This is a genomic window from Streptomyces sp. NPDC048297 (assembly GCF_043201585.1).
Taxonomy (GTDB): Bacteria; Actinomycetota; Actinomycetes; order Streptomycetales; family Streptomycetaceae; genus Streptomyces.
Genome location: NZ_JBICZA010000010.1, coordinates 169,648 through 189,220, shown reverse-complemented (window position 1 = coordinate 189,220; position 19,573 = coordinate 169,648). Strand labels below are relative to the sequence as shown.

Annotated in this window: 19 protein-coding genes and 2 tRNA genes; 16 read left to right on the top strand and 5 right to left on the bottom strand. The window is 71.4% G+C overall.

Annotated elements, in window-relative coordinates; translation table 11 throughout:
- The first annotated feature begins 672 nt into the window (after positions 1-672).
- The 5 genes from proB (at position 673) to ACGFYV_RS13890 (ending at position 5,961) form a co-directional block, all read left to right on the top strand.
- Entirely contained in the window at positions 673-1,833 is a 1,161-nt protein-coding gene (gene proB / locus ACGFYV_RS13910) for a glutamate 5-kinase (protein WP_393878640.1), read from the top strand.
- Between the two features lie 226 nt (positions 1,834-2,059).
- On the top strand, positions 2,060-2,485 hold the full coding sequence (locus ACGFYV_RS13905; protein ID WP_393878586.1) for a hypothetical protein: 426 nt from the start codon (positions 2,060-2,062) through the stop codon (positions 2,483-2,485).
- Positions 2,486-2,810: 325 nt separating this feature from the next.
- The gene (locus ACGFYV_RS13900; RefSeq protein WP_393878585.1) at positions 2,811-4,097 is read left to right on the top strand and encodes a glutamate-5-semialdehyde dehydrogenase; all 1,287 of its coding nucleotides are present in this window, start codon (positions 2,811-2,813) and stop codon (positions 4,095-4,097) included.
- A 90-nt stretch (positions 4,098-4,187) separates the two neighbouring features.
- Positions 4,188-4,802, top strand: a complete 615-nt coding sequence (locus ACGFYV_RS13895) for a hypothetical protein (RefSeq protein ID WP_393878584.1) — start codon at positions 4,188-4,190, stop codon at positions 4,800-4,802.
- A gap of 88 nt (positions 4,803-4,890) precedes the next feature.
- Positions 4,891-5,961 (top strand): hypothetical protein, encoded by a 1,071-nt coding sequence (locus ACGFYV_RS13890; protein WP_393878583.1) that lies wholly within the window; start codon positions 4,891-4,893, stop codon positions 5,959-5,961.
- An 85-nt stretch (positions 5,962-6,046) separates the two neighbouring features.
- Here the strand turns inward: ACGFYV_RS13890 and ACGFYV_RS13885 are convergent, their stop codons facing one another.
- The gene (locus ACGFYV_RS13885; RefSeq protein ID WP_393878639.1) at positions 6,047-7,141 is read right to left on the bottom strand and encodes a M48 family metallopeptidase; all 1,095 of its coding nucleotides are present in this window, start codon (positions 7,139-7,141) and stop codon (positions 6,047-6,049) included.
- 108 nt (positions 7,142-7,249) lie between these two features.
- Here ACGFYV_RS13885 and ACGFYV_RS13880 point away from each other — a divergent pair, with 108 nt between their 5' ends.
- The 7 genes from ACGFYV_RS13880 to ACGFYV_RS13850 all read left to right on the top strand — a co-directional run bounded on the left by ACGFYV_RS13880 (position 7,250) and on the right by ACGFYV_RS13850 (position 11,783).
- Positions 7,250-7,414: a hypothetical protein gene (locus ACGFYV_RS13880; protein WP_393878582.1), complete on the top strand. Its 165-nt coding sequence runs from the start codon at positions 7,250-7,252 to the stop codon at positions 7,412-7,414.
- Between the two features lie 164 nt (positions 7,415-7,578).
- A complete protein-coding gene (locus tag ACGFYV_RS13875) occupies positions 7,579-7,740 on the top strand; it encodes a hypothetical protein (protein WP_393878581.1) in 162 nt (53 codons plus the stop codon).
- Positions 7,741-7,795: 55 nt separating this feature from the next.
- Positions 7,796-8,542 carry a nicotinate-nucleotide adenylyltransferase gene (gene nadD / locus ACGFYV_RS13870; RefSeq protein ID WP_393878580.1) on the top strand — a complete coding sequence of 249 codons (747 nt, stop codon included), beginning with the start codon at positions 7,796-7,798 and terminating at the stop codon, positions 8,540-8,542.
- A gap of 16 nt (positions 8,543-8,558) precedes the next feature.
- A complete protein-coding gene (locus tag ACGFYV_RS13865; RefSeq protein WP_393878579.1) occupies positions 8,559-10,286 on the top strand; it encodes a LytR C-terminal domain-containing protein in 1,728 nt (575 codons plus the stop codon).
- 206 nt (positions 10,287-10,492) lie between these two features.
- Positions 10,493-10,936 carry a ribosome silencing factor gene (gene rsfS / locus ACGFYV_RS13860; RefSeq protein WP_393878578.1) on the top strand — a complete coding sequence of 148 codons (444 nt, stop codon included), beginning with the start codon at positions 10,493-10,495 and terminating at the stop codon, positions 10,934-10,936.
- Positions 10,936-11,604 carry a histidine phosphatase family protein gene (locus tag ACGFYV_RS13855; protein WP_393878577.1) on the top strand — a complete coding sequence of 223 codons (669 nt, stop codon included), beginning with the start codon at positions 10,936-10,938 and terminating at the stop codon, positions 11,602-11,604. The genes rsfS and ACGFYV_RS13855 overlap by 1 nt, the downstream gene beginning before the upstream one ends.
- Before the next feature lie 106 nt (positions 11,605-11,710).
- Positions 11,711-11,783: transfer RNA gene (locus ACGFYV_RS13850), tRNA-Ala, on the top strand.
- Positions 11,784-11,943: 160 nt separating this feature from the next.
- Here the strand turns inward: ACGFYV_RS13850 and ACGFYV_RS13845 are convergent.
- Positions 11,944-12,765 (bottom strand): helix-turn-helix transcriptional regulator, encoded by an 822-nt coding sequence (locus ACGFYV_RS13845; protein WP_393878576.1) that lies wholly within the window; start codon positions 12,763-12,765, stop codon positions 11,944-11,946.
- A gap of 407 nt (positions 12,766-13,172) precedes the next feature.
- On the opposite strand from ACGFYV_RS13845, the gene ACGFYV_RS13840 reads away from it, so the two are divergent.
- The 3 genes from ACGFYV_RS13840 (at position 13,173) to ACGFYV_RS13830 (ending at position 15,010) form a co-directional block, all read left to right on the top strand.
- Positions 13,173-14,531, top strand: coding sequence for an MFS transporter (locus tag ACGFYV_RS13840; RefSeq protein ID WP_393878638.1), 1,359 nt, complete (start codon positions 13,173-13,175; stop codon positions 14,529-14,531).
- Positions 14,532-14,599: 68 nt separating this feature from the next.
- On the top strand, positions 14,600-14,773 hold the full coding sequence (locus ACGFYV_RS13835) for a hypothetical protein (protein WP_393878575.1): 174 nt from the start codon (positions 14,600-14,602) through the stop codon (positions 14,771-14,773).
- A gap of 3 nt (positions 14,774-14,776) precedes the next feature.
- Complete coding sequence (locus ACGFYV_RS13830; protein WP_006136074.1) at positions 14,777-15,010, top strand: hypothetical protein; 234 nt, start codon at positions 14,777-14,779, stop codon at positions 15,008-15,010.
- Here the strand turns inward: ACGFYV_RS13830 and ACGFYV_RS13825 are convergent.
- The gene (locus ACGFYV_RS13825) at positions 14,979-16,211 is read right to left on the bottom strand and encodes a glycosyltransferase 87 family protein (RefSeq protein WP_393878574.1); all 1,233 of its coding nucleotides are present in this window, start codon (positions 16,209-16,211) and stop codon (positions 14,979-14,981) included. The two genes, ACGFYV_RS13830 and ACGFYV_RS13825, sit on opposite strands and share 32 nt — an antisense overlap.
- 115 nt (positions 16,212-16,326) lie before the next feature.
- On the opposite strand from ACGFYV_RS13825, the gene ACGFYV_RS13820 reads away from it, so the two are divergent.
- Positions 16,327-16,399: transfer RNA gene (locus ACGFYV_RS13820), tRNA-Ala, on the top strand.
- Positions 16,400-16,547: 148 nt separating this feature from the next.
- Here ACGFYV_RS13820 and ACGFYV_RS13815 read toward each other — a convergent pair.
- Both ACGFYV_RS13815 and ACGFYV_RS13810 read right to left on the bottom strand, forming a co-directional pair.
- Positions 16,548-18,158 carry an NADH-ubiquinone oxidoreductase-F iron-sulfur binding region domain-containing protein gene (locus tag ACGFYV_RS13815; RefSeq protein WP_393878573.1) on the bottom strand — a complete coding sequence of 537 codons (1,611 nt, stop codon included), beginning with the start codon at positions 18,156-18,158 and terminating at the stop codon, positions 16,548-16,550.
- Entirely contained in the window at positions 18,155-19,501 is a 1,347-nt protein-coding gene (locus ACGFYV_RS13810) for a cytochrome b/b6 domain-containing protein (RefSeq protein WP_393878572.1), read from the bottom strand. Before ACGFYV_RS13810 ends, ACGFYV_RS13815 begins: the two co-directional genes overlap by 4 nt.
- Positions 19,502-19,573 lie beyond the last annotated feature (72 nt).

Genomic DNA, 19,573 nt, shown 5'->3' with positions numbered 1-19,573 from the left:
GCCCTTGCCGCCTCAAGGGACCGCGTTCCGCGGGCTAATGCCCGCATTGGACGCCGGCGGCCCGGCCCGACTTAGTCATAAACCCGCCTTCGTACAGGACACGGAGCATAGCGGTTTACCGCCGGTCGCCATTGTCACCGAGGTGTCACGCTGCGTACGGACGTGCTCGCCGACCTGCCCTTTCTTCTCACGCTCCGCTGCCGCGCTTCGGGCGTGCTCTTCGTCACTGTGCCGACTGCGCTTCCGTCGAGGCCGCCATCTCCCGCATGGATCAGGGCGCTTGGACGTTGATCGCGTATCGCCGATAACGTATCGCCGATCCCTTGCGAACCGCATTTGTCACAGAAGCTCTTGCGGTCCGACATGGTTTCAGTGACTGCACCGTTACACCACAATCCGTCCGCATTCCCCCCTCGCGCGGCACTCGCCGATCTTCTACGAGAGGGCATTCGACGCGTCATCAACTACGGAGGCGCCCTCCGTGACCACGGTGACGTCCTCGGCGGGCACCCTCCGCGCGAACGTGTCCGAGCGGCCGGACGAGTGCCGTCCGTGTGCTGGACGAATGCACGGTAACCACCCCGACTCACGTAGATTCGGCACGTGGACAAGGACGTGCAGTTGAACGGACGCGAAGAGGCCGGCGGCGAGGTGGCGGGGGCGAGGCGGGCCGTGCGCGAGGCACGCAGGATCGTCGTCAAGGTGGGCTCCTCGTCACTGACCACCGCCGCGGGAGGCCTGGACGCGGACCGCGTCGACGCGCTGGTCGATGTCCTGGCGAAGATCCGAAACGAGGGGGCGGCCCGAAGGGCCTCGGTTGAGGGTGGTGGCGGGAGACGGGTGGGCGGGGGAGAGCGGGAGATCGTCCTGGTCTCCTCCGGTGCCATCGCCGCCGGTCTCGCCCCGCTGGGACTGCGTCGCAGGCCGCGGGACCTGGCCCGCCAGCAGGCTGCCGCCAGCGTAGGCCAGGGCCTGCTCGTCGCCCGCTACACCGCCTCCTTCGCCCGCTACGGCGTCCGTGTCGGCCAGGTCCTGCTCACCAGCGACGACATGAGCCGCCGCGCCCACCACCGCAACGCCTCGCGCACCCTGGACAAGCTGCTCGCGATGGGCGCGTTCCCCATCGTCAACGAGAACGACACCGTCGCCACCGACGAGATCCGCTTCGGCGACAACGACCGCCTCGCCGCCCTCGTCGCCCACCTCGTCCACGCCGACCTGCTCGTCCTCCTCTCCGACATCGACGGCGTCTACGACGGCGACCCCAGCAGGCCGGGCACCTCGCGGATAGCGGAGGTCCGCGGGCCCGAAGACCTCGCCGAGGTCGAGATCGGCAGCGCGGGCAAGGCCGGCGTCGGCACCGGCGGCATGGTCACCAAGGTCGAGGCCGCCCGGATCGCCGCCGCCGCCGGCATCCCCGTGGTGCTGACGAGCGCCGTCCACGCGGCCGACGCGCTCTCCGGCGGCGACACCGGCACCTACTTCCACCCCACCGGCAAGCGCTCCGCCGACCGGCTGCTGTGGCTCCAGCACGCCTCCACCCCGCAGGGCTCCCTCACCCTCGACGACGGCGCCGTCCGTGCGGTCGTCGAGCGGCGCACCTCCCTGCTGCCCGCCGGGATCGCCGCCGTCGACGGCGAGTTCAGCGCCGGCGACCCCGTCGAGCTGCGCGACGGCACCGGGCGCGCGGTGGCGCGCGGGATCGTCAACTTCGACGCCAAGGAGATCCCCCAGCTGATCGGGCGTTCGACCCGGGAGCTGGCACGCGAACTGGGCCCGGCCTACGAGCGTGAGGTCGTCCACGCCGACGACCTGGTGCTTCTGCACGCCTGACCGGCGCGGATCCGGCCGGGAAGCGGGATGGAAGCGGTACGGAGGCGGCCGGGAAGCGGGACGGAACCGCTGTGGAAACCGCCCGTGGAGCGGGCCGTGAGGACCGCCCCAGTGGGGGACGTTCCGTAAAACCGCCCCACGGAGCCTGGAGGCCTGCTCAACTTTGTCTCGGGGACATGTTGAAGGGACACGTTCCGTCAAGGGGCCATGCGTGAAGGAGGCCGTCGTGAGACGAGTCCGTCCTGGGGCGGCGTCCCGCGGTGCTCTGACGAGCGTCGCGGCCGGAGACGCCTACGAGGAGCCCAAGGACCTGCCCCGCCTGTGGCACGTCACCCTCAGTGTCGCCGGGGAGCGCGTCCCCGTGCAGGACCTGCGGCGCGCTCTGGAACAGCTCGCCCACGACCACCCCTTCCTGCTGACCAGCAGATACGCCGACGACCACGCGGAGATCCGGTACTGGGAGGAAGCCCGCGACCTCCACGACGCGGCCGCCGTCGCCCTGCGCCTGTGGGGCGAGCACCGGCAGAGCGCAGGCCTGCCGCCCTGGGAGATCGTCGGCCTGGAGGTCATCGACCGCGAGACCTACCACCAGCGCATCTCCGAGGGCTACGGCCCCGCACCGGCGACCCCCGTGGGCGTGCACCCCTTCTGATCCGCGGGCGACGCACGGGGCGGGCGGAGGCGGGTCGGGGCGGGCCGGGGTGGGCCGAGACGCACTGAGGCGGGTCGGGGCGGGTCGGGGCGGACCGAGACGCGCTGAGGCGGGTCGGGGCGGGCCGGGGTGGACCGAGACGCACTGAGGCGGGTCGGGGCGGGTCGGGGTGGACCGAGACGCGCTGAGGCGGGTCGGGGCGGGCCGAGACGCACCGTGGCAGGCCGGGGCGGACCGAGGCGGGCCGCGTATTCACCCCTTTGATCCCGTCTCGGGGTGTGGAACAGCTGATGAGGCGGCGCACCGCGCGCACTACCCTTCCCTCATGACCACGCTCTCGCCGTACGACTCGATGTCCCCGGTCACCCAGGCCGCCTACCGGTCCAAGGCCGCCGCCGCCGACCTCGCGCCGCTCCCGCGCGCCGTGAAGGACGACGCGCTGCTCGCCATCGCCGACGCCCTGGAAGTCCGCACGGCCGAGATCGTCGAGGCCAACGCCAAGGACGTGGCCAAGGCCCGGGAGAACGGCACCAGCGAGGCCATCGTCGACCGGCTCACCCTCACCCCCGAGCGGATCCGCGCCATCGCCTCCGACGTCCGCGACGTCGCGAAGCTGCCCGACCCGGTCGGCGAGGTCGTCCGCGGCTCCACCCTCCCCAACGGCATCGACCTGCGTCAGGTCCGCGTGCCCCTCGGCGTCGTCGGCATCATCTACGAGGCCCGCCCGAACGTCACCGTGGACGCCGCCGCCCTCTGCCTGAAGTCCGGCAACGCCGTCCTGCTGCGCGGCTCCGCCTCCGCTTACGAGTCCAACACCGCCCTCGTCCGCGTGATCCGTGACGCCGTCGGCGGCTCCGGGCTGCCCGCCGACGCCGTCCAGCTGGTGCCGGGGGAGAGCCGCGAGTCCGTGCGCGAACTGATGCGCGCCCGGGGGCTCGTCGACGTCCTCATCCCGCGCGGCGGCGCCTCCCTGATCCAGACCGTGGTCAGCGAGTCCATCGTCCCCGTGATCGAGACCGGCACCGGCAACTGCCACGTCTACGTCGACGCCCACGCCGACATCGACATGGCCATCGACATCCTGATCAACTCCAAGGCCCACCGGGTCAGCGTGTGCAACGCCGCCGAGACCCTCCTGGTCCACCAGGACATCGCCGCCGAGTTCCTGCCGCGCGCCCTGGACGCGCTGGCCGAGGCCGGCGTCACCGTCCACGCCGACGAACGGGTCATGGCCTTCGCCGAGGACTCCAAGGCGACCGTCGTGGAGGCCGTGCCCGAGGACTGGGAGACCGAGTACCTCTCCCACGACATCGCCGCCGCCGTCGTGGACTCCCTCGACAAGGCCGTCGAGCACATCCGGCTGTGGACCTCGGGCCACACCGAGGCGATCGTCACCACCTCCCAGCCGGCCGCCCGCCGCTTCACCCAGCTGGTGGACTCCACCACCGTCGCCGTGAACGCCTCCACCCGCTTCACCGACGGCGGCCAGTTCGGCTTCGGCGCCGAGATCGGCATCTCCACCCAGAAGCTGCACGCCCGCGGCCCGATGGGCCTGCCGGAGCTGACCAGCACCAAGTACATCGTCACCGGCGACGGGCACGTCCGCCGCTGAGATTCACCCCCTCGGCCGCGGCCCCGGAACCGGTCCCGCGGCCGAAAGGCGTCTTTCCGGGCAGACGAATTTCCATACCGTCTGCCCAAATTGACCCCCCAGGTCTACTCTGGATCCGTGCCGGAGGACGTGGGGGGCACGCCGTTTCCCGACGGCTGGGACCCCGACGACGACCACGACCGCGGGGTGTCGGACGAAGAGTTCGCCTCCGTGGTCTTCGACGAGGCCTTCGTACGGGCGGCCGCGGTCCACGAGCCGACCGCCGTCGAACGCCTCCTCGCCGCCGCCCAGGCACGCGCCGAGGCCTCCGAGGCCGAGGCCCGCCGCGCCCACGCCAGAGGCGAGCGCCACGACGACGCGTACGGCCCCGAGGGACCCGATTTCGGTCATGATCGGGACGACGGCGAACCGGACGACGACGAGCTGTACGACGGCTACGTCCTCGGCGATCACGACGACTTCTCCGGCCCCTACGGCAAGCAGGTCCGCTGGCACCGTCCGGTCGCCTGGGTGCTCGCGCTCGTGATGGGCATCGGCATGGTCGCCCTGGCCTTCGCCGCGGTCTACCGGGGCGGCTCCTCGGGCACCCGCGACCAGGTCCCGCCTCCCGCCTCCACCGGCCTGGAGCAGGGCACCGCCGCGGCCCCGTCCGTCTCCGCCGACTCCGCCCAGCCGGCCTTCTCGGCCATCCCGCGCTCCCCCTGAGCGCCCCGCGCACTTTTGGTGAGCACCTGTCAGAAGTTGTCGCGTACCAGCGCGTTTACCCGAGGCCCGTGAGACCTACTCTGAAAGTATGAGCGGGCTTGGAGACCCACCGGAGGGGACCCCCGAGGGCGGCCCCGGAGGTGCGGACGACGAATACCGATCCGTCGTCTTCGACGAGTCGTTCGTCCGTGCTGCCCGTCTCCAGGAGTACTCCGCCGAGGAGCGGATGGCCGACCACGCGCCCGCCGTGCGCCGCCGCCCGCCCCTGCGCCGCGGACTGACCTGGCAGCTCCTCATCCTCGCCATGCTCATCGCCGTCGCCTTCGTCACCGCGATCTACATGGGCGTCCGTCACCCCTACGGCCCCCCGCAGACCGGCCCTTCCACCGAGCCCCTGCGGATGACGGTCATCCCGCTCGCCCCGCAGGGCAAGGTGTCCGGCGCCGCCGACGCCGGCACCCTCTACCGGCACAGCCCCGCCGCCCAGTTCGAGGTCGGTGCCGCCGGGATCCCGCTGCCCGCCGCCCGCAGCACCGCGCACTTCTCCGACAGCCAGGTCACGGCCGCGCTGAGCATCGCCAGGAACTACCTCGTGCGGTCCTCCCTCGACCCCGGCGTGCTCACCGGCCGCCAGGTCCGCCCGGCCCGAGCCCTCCTCGACGCCGGCCAGCTCGACCAGTTCGACCAGAGCTTCGACCACCCCACCGCAGACGGCCGACACGCCCCCACCGGCTGGCTGGTCCGGCTGGACCCCTCCCGAGCCGAACTCGCCGACGACCGGATCCGCGTCCTGGGCACTCTCCAGGCCACCGAGACCGACTCGGCCACCCTGGAGATCGGCTCCGACAGCACCTTCGTCTACGCCCTGCGCGCCGTCGGCGCCGGGGACCACTCCCCGGTGTCCCTGTTCACCGTCCGCCGCACGCTGACCTTCCGCTTCGACGAGGACGACCTGCGCGTGGGCCAGACCCAGCTGGTCTCCTCCTACGCCCAGGCGGGCCCGCTGTCCTGCGCGGAGGACTCCGTCTCCTACCTCCGCCCCCTCCTGTCCGGCCAGAGCGCCCGTTCGGGCGGCCCGGCCGGCACCAACCCCTACGCCACGGACAGCGCACCGTCCCTGTGCGGCACCCTGGCGAACGAGGCCCAGCCGAAGGGGTGAGCGGTCCGGGCGGCGGGTGTGCGGTTCGTCGGGTAGGGGTGTGCGGGCCGGCCGGCGGTGTGAGCGGTGCGGGCCGGGAGGCGGCTCAGGCCTCGCCGGGGGTCGGCGTGTCGCCCGGAGCGTCCTTCGGCGGAGCCGGGCTGCGGAAGCCGTCGAAGCCCCGGCGGACCCGGCCGCCCAGGTCACCGGCACCGCCCGCGAGATCCGACACCAGCTTCATCAGCGGGTCCTTGGAGTCCTTCACATCGCTGGCGTAGCTCGCCGCGGACTCCCGGAAGGAGTCGCTGACCTTGGTGTCCTTGTCCTCGCCGCGCCGCGGGTAGTGGCCGTCCATGATCCGCTGGTAGTCCCGGGTCCCGGCCCACTTCTTCAGCTCGGCGGCCCGCACCGTGGTGAAGGGATGCGAGCGGGGCAGCACGTTGAGGATCTTCAGCACGGAGTCGCGCAGATCGCCCCCGGACTCGTACTCCTCGGCCTGCTCGAGGAACGCGTCCACGTTCATCTCGTGAAGATGGTTGCCGCCCGCGATCTTCATCAGGCCGCGCATCGAGGCCCGCAGATCCTGCCCCACCAGCAGCCCCGCCCGGTCCGCCGACAGCTCCGACTTGCGGAACCACTCCCGCAGCGCCGTCACGATCGCCATGACCGCGAGGTTGCCCAGCGGGATCCAGGCGACCTTCAGCGCGATCGTCGTCAGGAACAGCAGGATCGTGCGGTACACCGCGTGCCCGGACAGGGCGTGCCCCACCTCGTGCCCGACGACCGCCCGCATCTCCTCCTCGTCGAGCAGCTCGACCAGGCCCGTGGTGACCACGATGATCGGCTCGTCCAGCCCGATGCACATCGCGTTCGGCTGCGGATCCTGGTTGACGTACATCGGCGGGACCTTCTCCAGGTCCAGGATGTAACAGGCGTCCAGCAGCATGTCGTGCAGATGTGAGAACTGCCGCTCGGAGACCCGCACCGAGTCGGACAGGAACAGCAGCCGCAGACTGCGCTCCGGCAGCAGCCCGCTGAGCGTCTTGAAGACGGTGTCGAACCCGCTCAGTTTGCGCAGCGCGACCAGAGCCGACCGGTCGGACGGATGCTCGTACGCACGCGAGGAGATCTCCGGGAACCGCCTGCGCTGCCTGCTCGGCACGCGCTCGTGTCCGGTCTGCTCGTGGCCGCCGTCGGTCATGTCATCCCCCATGTGCGTATGAGTTCCCGCTGTGCCTGTGCCCCCGGAGCAGTGCCCAGCCTAGGCGGGGATACCGTGGACGGGCAGTACAGCCGAAGGAGCCACGCCATGGAGCACCACCCCGCAGCCGCCTGGCTGACCGAGGCCGCCACGAGCGCCGTCCAGCAGCACGGGGCGGGGAATCTGCTCCGTATCGTCCTGATCGTGATGGTCCTGGGCTGCGCACTGACCGCCTGGTTCCTGCTGCGCGGCTACAAGCGCAAGGACGACTGACAGCGCGGGAAAGTTCCCCGGCGACGCCCCGGAGAGCACCTTGTGCCGGCGGCTGCCCGCCTGTGCCCTCCCCGATGGAGGAGTCGGCGTGATCGCCGCCGGGTCGCCCGCTTACGATGAGCCGACGTCTTTATCCCGCCCACACGCGATAGGTCCTGCCGAAGATGAGCTTCCACAGCGCCGCTGCCCAGCTGGTCACCCTCGCCGCCGAGGGCGAGCACGGTGGCAACCACAACAGCCTGAACCCGGCCATCACCGGCGGAGGTGCCCTGGTCATCCTGCTGCTTCTGCTGTGGATCACCACCCGCTTCAACCGCGACCGCTGACCTGGACCCGGTCCCCGGCCGGGAGCCACAGGACGGGCCGGTAGGGTCTGCACGCATGGGAGAGCAGGACATGCCTACCGGTCCGGCGGACGAGACGGCCGCGCATGCGGCCGACGACGCGGCTCAGTACGCCGACGCGGCTCATGACGCCGACACGGCGACCGGCACGGTGAAGACCCCGTCGTACCCACCGGGTCTCGGCTCTGCCCACACGGGCAAGCGCCGGCTCGGCGTCATGGGCGGAACGTTCGACCCGATCCACCACGGGCACCTCGTGGCGGCCAGCGAAGTCGCCGCGCAGTTCCACCTGGACGAGGTGGTGTTCGTGCCCACCGGCCAGCCGTGGCAGAAGTCCCACCGCAAGGTCTCCCCGGCCGAGGACCGCTATCTGATGACGGTCATCGCGACCGCCGAGAATCCCCAGTTCTCCGTGAGCCGTATCGACCTCGACCGCGGCGGCCCCACCTACACCGTGGACACCCTGCGCGACCTGCGGGCCCTCAACCCCGACACCGACCTCTTCTTCATCACCGGCGCAGACGCCCTTGCCCAACTGCTGACCTGGCGCGACTCGGAGGAGCTTTTCTCCCTGGCACACTTCATCGGCGTCACCCGCCCCGGCCACCATCTGACCGACCCCGGCCTCCCGGAGGGCGGTGTCTCGCTGGTCGAGGTCCCGGCGCTGGCCATCTCCTCCACGGACTGCCGTGCGAGAGTCGCCAAGGGCGACCCGATCTGGTACATGGTGCCGGACGGAGTCGTGCGCTACATCGACAAGCGCGAGCTGTACCGCGGCGAGTGAGCCGAGAGGGGCACCGGTGAACGACCGATACGAAGCTGGGTACGGCGGCGACCAGTACGAGATCGTCGGCTACGACGAGTACGGCCGGCCTGTCTACCAGCAGGTCCCCGCACAACAGACTCCGCAGCAGGGCTACGACCCGTACGGCCGGCAGGACTATGGCTACGGCGGCTACGACACCGGTCAACAGCCGCCCGCCGCCCCCTCGTACGACCCCTACGGCGACCAGACCCCGCACGACCCGCGCAACCCCTACGTCCCGTACGACCCCTACGGCACCGGAGCCCCCCAGGGGTCCGACCCGTACGACCCCTACGGTCAGGCGGCGACGAGCGGGCAGCAGCCCCGGGTCACCGGGCAGAGCGCGCACATCCCGCAGCAGCCCGGCCCGGCCCAGGAGGCGTGGCCGCAGCCGCAGGCGCCCCGGTCCCCGCAGCCGGCCGAGGACCACTCGTCCGGTGGCGAACCGGACTACCGCACCGAGCAGTTCGCGTTCGTCGAGGAGCCGGACGGTGACTCCGAGGACGTCATCGACTGGCTGAAGTTCACCGAGAACCGCACCGAGCGCCGCGAGGAGGCCCGCCGCCGCGCCCGCAGTCGTGTCATCGCCCTCCTCGTCGTCCTCGCCCTCGTCGCCGCCGGCGGTGTCGGCTACCTCTGGTACGCCGGGAAGCTGCCCGGCCTGTCCTCCTCCGGCACCAAGGCGGGCACGGCGACGGCGGCCGGCGCCCAGAAACGCGACGTGATCGTCGTCCACCTGCACAACACCGGCAAGGGCGGCACTTCCACGGCCCTGCTGGTCGACAACACCACCACCAAGCAGGGCACCACCGTCCTGCTGCCCAACTCCCTCGCGCTGACCGACGATTCGGGCTCCACCACGACCCTCGCCAAGTCGGTCGACGACGACGGCTCCTCCGGCACCCGCGACCAGCTCGACACCGTCCTCGGCACCAGCATCCAGGGCACCTGGCGACTGGACACCCCCTACCTGCAGAACCTCGTCGACCTGGTCGGCAACATCGAGATCGACACCGACACCGACGTGCCCGACCCGGATGCCAAGAAGAAGGGCGCCTCCCCGCTCGTCCACCGGGGCAAGGCCCAGACCCTCAGCGGCAAGATGGCCGTCGCCTACGCCACCTACCGCGCCCCCGGCGAGGCCCAGAACGCGCAGCTGGAGCGGTTCGGGCAGGTCATGCAGGGCGTGCTGCGTAAAATCTCCTCCGACCCGTCTGGCGCCACGGTCACCGTGCAGACCCTCGCGCAGATCCTCGACCCGCCCCTGACCGACAAGGACCTCGGCACCTTCCTCGCCAAGCTCGCCGATCTCGCCAAGGGCGGCGACTACAGGACGGCCCTGCTGCCCGTGCAGACCGACGGCACACTGAGCGCCCGGACCAGCGACAGCGTCGTCAAGGACATCCTCGGAGGCACCGCGAAGAGCCCCGACGCCGGTTCCGCGGTCCGGGTCTCCGTCCAGAACGCCACCGGGGTGAAGGACGACACCGAGAAGGCCCGCGTGGTCCTCCTCAACGGAGGCTTCACCTTCCTCGAAGGCGGTACCGCCTCCGGCGCCCAGCCCGCGTCCACGGTGACCTACGCCGACGCCGCCGACAAGGAGAGCGCCTCCGAGGTCGCCAAGACCCTGGGCCTGCCCGCCGGCTCGGTGCGCAAGGGAACGGTCTCCTCCGGTGCCGACGTCCTGGTCGTCCTCGGCCAGGACTACAAGCCCTCGTCCTGACCGGGACGCGAGCCGCGACACGGGCGAGGACGCCCTCGGCCACGACCCGGACGCCGACCGGGCACTCCACGTGAACCGATATTCACGTGGGGTGCGCCGGGTGGTCCGTGAGACCCTTGAGATCTGGTGACCCGCCGACGGGCTGTGCCATGTGGGGGCCGAGCCCCCACCCCAGCCGATCTCCGCCCCCGACCGAAAGCTACGTAGTGACCGCCACCGACCGTTCCCTTGAGCTCATCAACTCCGCCGCCCAGGCGGCGGCCGACAAGCTCGCCCACGACGTCATCGCCTACGACGTCAGCGACGTGCTGTCCATCACGGACGCCTTCCTGCTGGCCTCCGCTCCCAACGACCGCCAGGTCAGGGCGATCGTCGACGAGATCGAGGAGCGCCTGCAGAAGGAGTGCGGCGCCAAGCCGGTGCGCCGCGAGGGCGACCGCGAGTCCCGCTGGATCCTGCTGGACTACGTCGACATCGTCGTCCACGTCCAGCACAGCGAGGAGCGGGTCTTCTACGCCCTGGAGCGGCTGTGGAAGGACTGCCCCGAGATCGAGCTCCCCGACGACGCCAGGGCCACCCGCGGCAAGGCCAAGGAGCACGCCGAGCTGCAGGCCGCGGAGGCCGCCGACGAGCCGGGCGGGCAGTGGTGATGGGCGCCACGGGCGAGGTGAGCGACCGCAAGGACCGCGGGCGCCGCATCATCCTGTGGCGCCACGGCCAGACCGCCTGGAACGTGGAGCGCCGCTTCCAGGGCACCACGGACGTCGAGCTGACCGAGACCGGCATCGGCCAGGCCCGCCGCGCCGCCCGGCTGCTCGCCTCCCTGGGGCCCGACGCCATCGTCTCCTCGGACCTGCAGCGTGCCGCGAACACGGCCGCCGAACTGGCGGCCCTCACCAGCCTCGAGGTCACGCGCGAGGAGGACCTGCGCGAGACCTACGCGGGCGTGTGGCAGGGGCTCACGCATGAGGAGATCATCGCCAGCTACGGCGAGCAGTACGCCGCCTGGAAGCGCGGTGAGGCGGTCCGCCGCGGCGGCGGCGAACTGGAGAGCGAGGTCGCCGACCGCGCCGCCCCCGTCGTCCTGCGGCACGCGGAGAAGCTGCCCGAGGACGGCACGCTCGTGGTGGTCAGCCACGGCGGCACCATCCGCACCACCATCGGCCGGCTGCTGGGCCTTGAGGCGCAGCACTGGGAGAGCCTCGGCGGCCTCTCCAACTGCTGCTGGTCCGTGCTCGGCGAAGGCGCCCGCGGCTGGCGGCTCCTCGAGCACAACGCGGGCACCCTCCCGGAGCCCGTCCTCGGCGACGACACCTGAGCGGTCCGAATGGCCGCCGTTCCCCGCCCGGGGCCCGGATTTCGCTTTCCGGCAGGTCGCAGGCTAAAGTTCTTCTTGTTCGCCTCGCCGAGCGGGAAGAACGCAAGGGGCTATAGCTCAGTTGGTAGAGCGCCTGCATGGCATGCAGGAGGTCAGGAGTTCAATTCTCCTTAGCTCCACTGATCGACACTCTGTTGAGTTGTCAAAGATCGGTGATGAGGATCCCGTCCCTTCAGGGGGCGGGATTTTCTGTGTTCCACCGGTTCCACCGGCGAATACTCTCGGTGGCCTCCCCGTCCATCGGTGGCCGGTCCGGCTGCCTCCCTTCCCTCGGTCCTCTCAGCGACGCGACCTCGCGCGTGAGTCTTCGTCGGCCGGTGTGTAGACCACGATCCGGCACTCCGGCATCCCGTCGACGGACAGCGACTGCGAGGTCATCCGCATCACGCTCACCGCCTCGTGCCGGAAGGTCTTCACCCGGGGCCCCGGAGGCGTCACCGTGCCGCTCGCCCACAGCTCGGCGAAGTAGGGGCTCGCCGCCGACAGTCCGCGTATGTACTCCTCCCAGGCCCGCTCGCCCACGTGTCTGCCGTACGCCGAGCGCAGCGTCGCCACCATCACCGGCAGCTCGCGGTCCCGGTGCATCACCGGGCACGTCTCCTCCGGCACCGTGAACAGAGTCCACAGCACGTTCGGCACGCCGATCCGCAGGGTCTGCGGCACCACGAACAGGTCGCGGTAGACCGGGTTGGTGGCCAGGATGTCGTACCGCGAGTTGTAGACCACCGCCGGCAGCGGTTCGAGCGCGTCGATGATGCCCTGCACCTCGGGGTCGACCCGGCGGGTCAGGCCCTCCGGCGCCGGCTCGAAGGGCACCTCCGCCAGCCGGTACAGATGCTCCCGCTCGGGCGGGTCGAGCCGCAGCGTCCGCGCGACCGCGTCCAGCACCTGCGCCGACGCGTTGATCGGCCGGCCCTGCTCCAGCCACGTGTACCAGGTCACCCCCACGCCCGAGAGCTGGGCGACCTCCTCCCGGCGCAGCCCGGGGGTGCGCCGCCGCAGCCCCGGCGGCATGCCCACGTCGGCCGGGGTCACCCGGGCCCTCCTGACGCGCAGGAAGGAGGCCAGCTCCGGCCTGCGGCGTTGCGTCGTCGTCCCCATCGTCGTCTTTCCCCGTTCCCCGTCGTTGTGTCCCCGTCGTCGTTCCGTCCCCGCCATGCCGTCCCCGTCGTGCCGTCCCCATCGTCGGCGGCCGGCCCCGGTACTGCCAGGTGCTGCCAGTACCAGCATCAGCGGGCACTCGGCACCTGTACCGGCCCGTCGTCAGGCTCGACGCCATGACGACGACATCCCGTACCGGGTCGGACTTCCTGCCCGCCTCCAACCCTGCGAACAGTGAAGCACCCGCCACTGACAGTGAAGAACTCGCCACTGACAGTGAAGCATCCGCCGCTGACAGTGGAGCATGTGCCACTGGCGGTGGAGCACCTGCCGCTGGCGGCGGAGTACTCGCTACTGACAGTGAAGCACCCGTCACTGACAACCGGTCCCGGCTCCTGCTCGGAGCCCTGCTCACGGCCCTGTTCATGGCGGTCCTCGACGTGTTCATCGTGAACGTCGCGGCCCCCACCATCGGCTCCGAGCTGCGGGCCTCGGGCGCCGACCTGCAGCTGGTGGTCGCCGGCTACGCCATCACCTATTCCGTCCTGCTGATCACCGGCGCCCGGCTCGGCGACCGCCTCGGCCACGGCCGGGTCCATCTCGCCGGGCTCGCCCTGTTCACGGCGGCCTCGCTCGCCTGCGGTCTGGCGCAGGGTGCGACCCAGCTGATCGTGTTCCGGCTGGTGCAGGGCGCCGGCTCGGCCCTGATGATCCCGCAGGTCCTCAGCCTCATCCAGCGGACCTTCACCGGCGAGGCCCGGCTGAGGGCGCTCGGCGCCTACTCGGCGGTCCTGGCCGTCGGCGCGGCGGCGGGGCAGGTCGTGGGCGGCGTGCTGGTCAGCGCCGACCTCTTCGGGACCGGCTGGCGGCCGGTGTTCCTGGTCAACGTGCCGGTGGGCGCGCTCCTGCTGGTCCTGGGCAGGAAGGTCCTTCCGCTGGGTGGCGGAGCCGGGCGCGAGCGGGCCCGCGCTTTCGACGTACCCGGACTGCTCCTGCTTGCCGCGGCCGTGTCGCTGCTGACGGTGCCGCTGGTGCTCGGGCAGGAGGAGGACTGGCCGCTGTGGTCCTGGCTGTCGCTGGGCGCCGCCGTGCTCCTGTTCGCTCTGTTCTGCGCCTACGAGTCCCGGCTGGCGAGGAAGGGCGGGGCCCCGCTGATCGCACCCCGGGTCGTGCGTCACCCCGGCATGGGGCTGGCCGTGTTCCGGATCCTGGCCGTGATGGCCGTCAACGCGGGGTTCCTGTTCACGCTGACCCTGCACATACAGACCGGGCTGGGTTACAGCCCGCTGCGGGCCGGCCTGAGCTTCGCGCCGACCGCGGTCGTCTTCGGCGTGGTCAGCCTGACCTGGCGCCGGTGGCCCCGGCAGCGGGCGCTCACGACGGCCGGATTCGTGCTGGTCGCGGCGGGGGCGGCCGGCGTGGGCCTGGTCTTCCGCGGCGGGGGCGACGGGGGAGGGGTCGTGTACGCGGTCTACGCCGCGGTGGGCGTCGGGCTCGCGCTCGCCTTCAGCCCCACGTTCACCGGCGCCCTGGCGACCGTGAGGCCCGAGGACGCGGCGGACGCCAGTGGGTTTCTCGCCACGGTGAACCAGCTCGGCCAGCTGATCGGCGTCGCCGCGTTCGGCACACTGTTCCTCAACCGGCTTGAGCCACTCGGAGTCCCGACGGCGTATAACTCTGCGGAGGCGTTCGCGGTGTCCGCGTGGGCGCTGGCCGGGACGGCGGCTGTGGGAGCCGTGTCCGGACTGGTACTGAGGCGTCGCTGACCGTATTGGCCCGGCCGTGGCAGAATCAAACGGCCGGAAGGGGGCGCGACCCGACGGGAGGGAGAGCGATGCCTGCGAGCATCCTTGAGGAGGTCGGCCACCTCCTCGGTGCGGCGTTGATACGGGACACCAGTACTCGGCTCAGCTGCCCTTCCTGCGGTTCCGCGCACGTGGCCCACGTTCTCGGCGACAACGGCGGAATCTCCTCCGTGTGCACGGCCTGCGGCCACAGCTGGAGCTGATCGATGGGTGCACACAGGCGGAAGTGCGACTGGTGCGGCAGTGGTACGCCGATCGTCCGCGACATGGAGCCGATCAATCCCGACTACCAGTACTGGTGCGAGGAATGCGCACGGGCGCTGATCATAAAAGGCGACCCGATCGAGACCTACCGTGAACTCGAGGGCGAGCCGATCTACGGGCGGCTGCTCGAGGAACACTGCACGCTCAAGCGGTTCTACTCCTTTGTGACGGCCTGACCGGGGCCCGGTCGCGTCCGTGTCCCGGCAACGTTGTCCAGGCGGCCACGAGGAACAGCGCACCCGCGCATCCGTAGAGGGCCGACAGCATTAACTCGCCAAAGTTCTGGTGCAGTTCGGGCCGGCCTGTGCCGTGCGGCACCCACCAGGGGGCGTACGAACAGAAGACGATCGACGTCCCCAGGGCGGCCACCCGGAGCCGGGCCGTCCACAGCCGCAGCACCAGGGGCACGCACCACACCCAGTGGTGCGTCCACGACACCGGGCTGATCAGCAGTGCCGTGGCCGCGCAGGCGCACACCGCCCAGGCCCGCCGCCCGCGCAACTCCGCCCGGACGGCCACCGCGAGCCCCAAGGCCGCCGACATGGCCGCGCAGGCGATCCAGAGGGCTCCCGGATCACCCGTGTGCAGCAGGCGGGCCAGAACGCCGCGCAGGGCCTGGTTGGCTGTGTCCTCGGCATGACCCACCCGGTTCGTGCGGACGACCATGTCCGTCCAGAACCGCCACGAGTCGTACGGCAGGGCGACCGCCGCGACGAGGGTCGCGCCGGCGAACGCGGTGGCCGCCCCGCGCGCGTGGCGCAGCCAGGGTCCTCCGTCCCCGCCCCTCAGGTGCGCCACGACACCGGTGACGAGTAGGAGCACCGGGAACAGCGCCGGCGTCAGCTTGACCGCGGCGGCCAGTCCCAGACCCGCCCCGGTCCAGCGGTCGTACCCGCCGGCCGGGCGACGGGTCAGGTCCCACAGCACCAGGGCGGCCAGCAGCAGATTGACCTGGCCGTAGCGCAGGGTCGTCCACACCGGTTCGCACCACACGGCCGGCGCCGCGACCCACCAGGCGGTCTCCACGCGCGCGTGGCCGACGAGTTTCAGCGACAGCCGTACGAACACCACCAGGAGGGCGAGGTTCCCGGCCGTCGCCAGCATGCGCAGGAGTGCGGTGTCGAGCAGTGTCAGCGGTGTGAACAGCAGGGCCGCGAAGGGCGGGTAGGTGGTGGGCAGGTGGTCCGCCGTCGCCCGGAGCGCGTACAGGTCGCCTCCCGCGCGGACGGTGGCTCCCTCCGCCCGGTACACCATCAGGTCGATCATCGACACGTGCGCGGCCCGTTGCGCGGCCCAGAAGACCGTGAACGACAGCAGGCACGTGACCAGGGCGAACGGCACCCGGCGGCGGCCTGAGAGCGATGCGATCACGGACATGGAAACCGACATTAGTGGCCGTATCGGCGTGAACCCGAAACCGATTTGGTACTGCGCCCACCGGCCTGTAATGTTTAGCCCGTCGCCGGGGGAACCGGGCGAAACAACAGAACAAGGGGCTATAGCTCAGTTGGTAGAGCGCCTGCATGGCATGCAGGAGGTCAGGAGTTCAATTCTCCTTAGCTCCACAGGAATCGAAGGCGGATCATCCGAACGGATGGTCCGCCTTCGGCGTGTTGTGGACAACGGCGATGACGATGATGACGGCGGCGACGGCGAGCGAGTGAGCGGAAGGGGCGGGTCACCCGGGTCGGTGACCCGCCCCTCGCCGTGTGGTCAGCGGCCCAGCGCCCGCCGGCCGCGGCTCTGGGAGAGCACCGGCAGGTTGCGCGCCGGCGCCTGCGTGCGTGTGTCCTCCTCGATGCGCAGCGCGAGTGCCGGGCAGCGGCGCACCGCCCGCAGCGCCTTCGCCTCCGCGTAGCGCGGAACCTGCGCCTGGGCGACGGTCGGGAAGCCGTCGGCGCCCAGTTCGAAGACTTCCGGGAGGATGTCCGCGCACAGCCCGTGGCCCCGGCACAGCGTCCAGTCGACGTAGATCTTCTGACGGCTGGCGCCGCCCTCCTCGGCCTCCCCGCCGCCCGGGATGCCCGCGGGGCCGCTGCCTCCCTCGAAGAGCGGCAGAACGCCCGCCACGGGCCTTCCGCAGCCGATTCCGAGGACATGCGCGGCCAGGTCGTCGGTGAACGCCTTGACGGTCGACTCGAGGAACATCGCGGAGCCGTCCGGGTGCGAACACGCCCCGCGCCGCTTCACGTTCCTCGCGACCTGCTTCAACGCCTCCAGGGCGGCCGGCCCGCCGCCGTTGAGGATGTCCTCCATGCCCCGCGCGGCGGCGGGCAGGCCGAGGTAGCAGGGGCCGCACTGCCCGGCGCTCTCCTCGGCCAGCCACTGCGCGACCCGCAGCGACTCGCCCAGCGGGCACGTGTCCTGGCTGATCGGCAGGATCGCGCCCGCGCCCAGCGAACCGCCCACCGCGTCCAGGGAGTTGCGGGAGACGATCGTCTCGTCGACGGTGGCCGCGTCGATCCACTTGCCGTGGTAGCCGCCGGTCAGCACGCCCTGAGGCACCGGCGGGGCGCCGGCCAACTGCAGGACGTAGCGCAGCGGCACGCCCGTGGGGACCTCGATCACCATGGGGCGGGCGACGGCGCCGGAGACCGTGAGCATGACGGTGCCCGGCTCGTCGTACAGGCCCGTGTTGCCGTAGCGCTCCGGGCCGATGCGGGCGGCGACGGCCAGCTGGGCGAACGTCTCGGCGTTCGACAGCAGGGTGGGTGCCCCGCCGACGCCGCTCCTGGAGGCGCTGATCTTGCGGCCGGGCGGGATCGCCGGGCCGCCGTCGATGGAGCGGATGAGCGACGCGGCGGCGCCGGTGACCATGCGCACCGGGTTGCGCTGCACCCACGCGCGCAGGGCCGACCGGCGGCTGTTGCTGAGGCCGCGCTCGGCCAGCGCCGCCTCCATGGAGCGCTGGGTGGACTCCCGGGTGACCCCCACCACGAGCGTGCGGGCACCCAGGGCCTCGGCGCACAGCAGGGCGCCGTCCAGGATGAGGTGCGGGGCACGGTTGATGAGCACCGTGTCCTTGCGGCAGGCCGGTTCGTCCTCACTGCCGTTGATGACGACGACCGGCCGCACCCCGCGTCTGATCGCCGACTCGGCGACGGAACGCAGCTTCTTGTGGAAGGGGAAGCCCGCGCCGCCGCGGCCCTTGAGGTTGATGTTCTCTGCGAGCTGGGCGAGCTGTTCGCCGCCCAGGGGGTCGAGCGGGCCGTGCACCTTCAGGTGCATGGGCAGGTCGAGCCGCTCCACAAGGTCGAAGCCCGACGTGAGCTGGGGAAGCCCGACCACGCGGACCTCGGGGACGTCGGGCAGGGCCTCGTTCACCTGTAGCCTCCGGAGGGCATGTTCCAAGGTTCGCCCGAACCCGGCGTGCCGAACGGCGTGCCGGGGTTTGGTTCGGTGGCGGGACCGCTGTTGAACGTGTCGTCCCGGTTGTACGTGCCATAGGCGGTGTTCGACTCACCGGTGTCGTACACGTCACTTCCGGCGTAGCCGAAGGTGTCCGGACTGCCGTAGACCGGGACGGTGTGTCCGGTGTCCTGGAGCGGGTCGTACGCCGACGGCGGAGCCTCGCCGACCGGCGGCGGGGAGGGGACCGGCCAGGAACCCGAGGTGCTGGAGGGGCTCTCCGCGCGCGGGAACGCCTCCGTGGCCTGCGGGTCGAGCGGCATGCCGGTGCGCATGCTCCGGCCGGCCGCGTACGGCTGCTGCGGGCGGCCCGGCGTGCTGACCGCGCGGTAGGCGGCCGCGAAGCCGGACACGGGCTCCGCGGCCGGGACGGCGGGGGTCTCGTAGGGCGACGCGGAGGCGGCGCGGGTCTGGTACGGCGACGCGGAGGTGGCGCGGGTCTGGTACGGCGATGCGGAGGCCGGGACGTCAGCGCGGGGCGGCTGCGGGTCGCGGCGGCCCTCGAAGCCCGGCAGGGCGGACTCGGCGGCGCGGGAGCGGCTCGCGTCCAGGTCGTCGAGGTCCTGCCGCTCCGAGCTGCCCAGGAGCGCGACGAGTCGGTCGGCGACCTTCCGTTTGAACGGGCGCGGTGCGGAGCGCAGCGCGAGGGCGCCCATCACGCCCAGCAGGGACAGGCTGTAGAGGATCACGAAGACCGGCTTGGCCGGGCGGCCCGCGTAGAGCCCGTGGACCAGGGCCGCGCACCAGGCCGGGTACGCCAGCATGTGCATGGCCCGCCACCGGGCGGCGACGGGAGCCGGGGCGGCGAAGTTGCCGCGCAGGGCCCCGGTGACGCCCACGAAGATCATCAGGAGGCCCGCCAGGGAACCCAGTCCGATCAGGCCGGCGCTTCCGGTGAGGCCGAGGGAGAACGGGACGACCGCGGCGATCACCTGGGTGTGGTCCAGCGCGATCTTGGTGGTGATGTGCAGCAGCAGGAACGCGATCGAGGCGACCGCGGTCGTCCGGTGCACCGCCTGGCCGACGATCCGCTGGCGCGTGTTCAGGAAGATCCGGTCCTGGGCGAAGAGGCCCCAGATGACCGAACAGCTGAGCGCGACCAGGGACAGCACGCCCGCGCCGAAGTTCAGGAAGTCGCGGAACTGGCTGCCTCCGGCCTGTACGGCCAGGGGTATGAGCAGCAGGGCGACAGCGGTCGCCACCCCGTAGGCCGAGCGGCCCGGTCTGGGAAGCGAGCTGTTACTACGACGAGCGTTCATGGGGGCAACTCCGAGCAGTTTCGGGAAAGCGGTCCCGCCGCCGCACTCTAGGTGGCGCCATACCGATCAGTA

Coding starts and splice junctions, on each gene's coding strand:
- ACGFYV_RS13900 (WP_393878585.1), top strand. CDS start 2,811: ATGACCACGCTCTCGCCGTACGACTCGATGTCCCCGGTCACCCAGGCC.
- ACGFYV_RS13890 (WP_393878583.1), top strand. CDS start 4,891: ATGAGCGGGCTTGGAGACCCACCGGAGGGGACCCCCGAGGGCGGCCCC.
- ACGFYV_RS13885 (WP_393878639.1), bottom strand. CDS start 7,141: ATGACCGACGGCGGCCACGAGCAGACCGGACACGAGCGCGTGCCGAGC.
- ACGFYV_RS13880 (WP_393878582.1), top strand. CDS start 7,250: ATGGAGCACCACCCCGCAGCCGCCTGGCTGACCGAGGCCGCCACGAGC.
- ACGFYV_RS13875 (WP_393878581.1), top strand. CDS start 7,579: ATGAGCTTCCACAGCGCCGCTGCCCAGCTGGTCACCCTCGCCGCCGAG.
- nadD (WP_393878580.1), top strand. CDS start 7,796: ATGGGAGAGCAGGACATGCCTACCGGTCCGGCGGACGAGACGGCCGCG.
- ACGFYV_RS13855 (WP_393878577.1), top strand. CDS start 10,936: ATGGGCGCCACGGGCGAGGTGAGCGACCGCAAGGACCGCGGGCGCCGC.
- ACGFYV_RS13845 (WP_393878576.1), bottom strand. CDS start 12,765: ATGGGGACGACGACGCAACGCCGCAGGCCGGAGCTGGCCTCCTTCCTG.
- ACGFYV_RS13835 (WP_393878575.1), top strand. CDS start 14,600: ATGCCTGCGAGCATCCTTGAGGAGGTCGGCCACCTCCTCGGTGCGGCG.
- ACGFYV_RS13830 (WP_006136074.1), top strand. CDS start 14,777: ATGGGTGCACACAGGCGGAAGTGCGACTGGTGCGGCAGTGGTACGCCG.
- ACGFYV_RS13825 (WP_393878574.1), bottom strand. CDS start 16,211: ATGTCCGTGATCGCATCGCTCTCAGGCCGCCGCCGGGTGCCGTTCGCC.
- ACGFYV_RS13810 (WP_393878572.1), bottom strand. CDS start 19,501: ATGAACGCTCGTCGTAGTAACAGCTCGCTTCCCAGACCGGGCCGCTCG.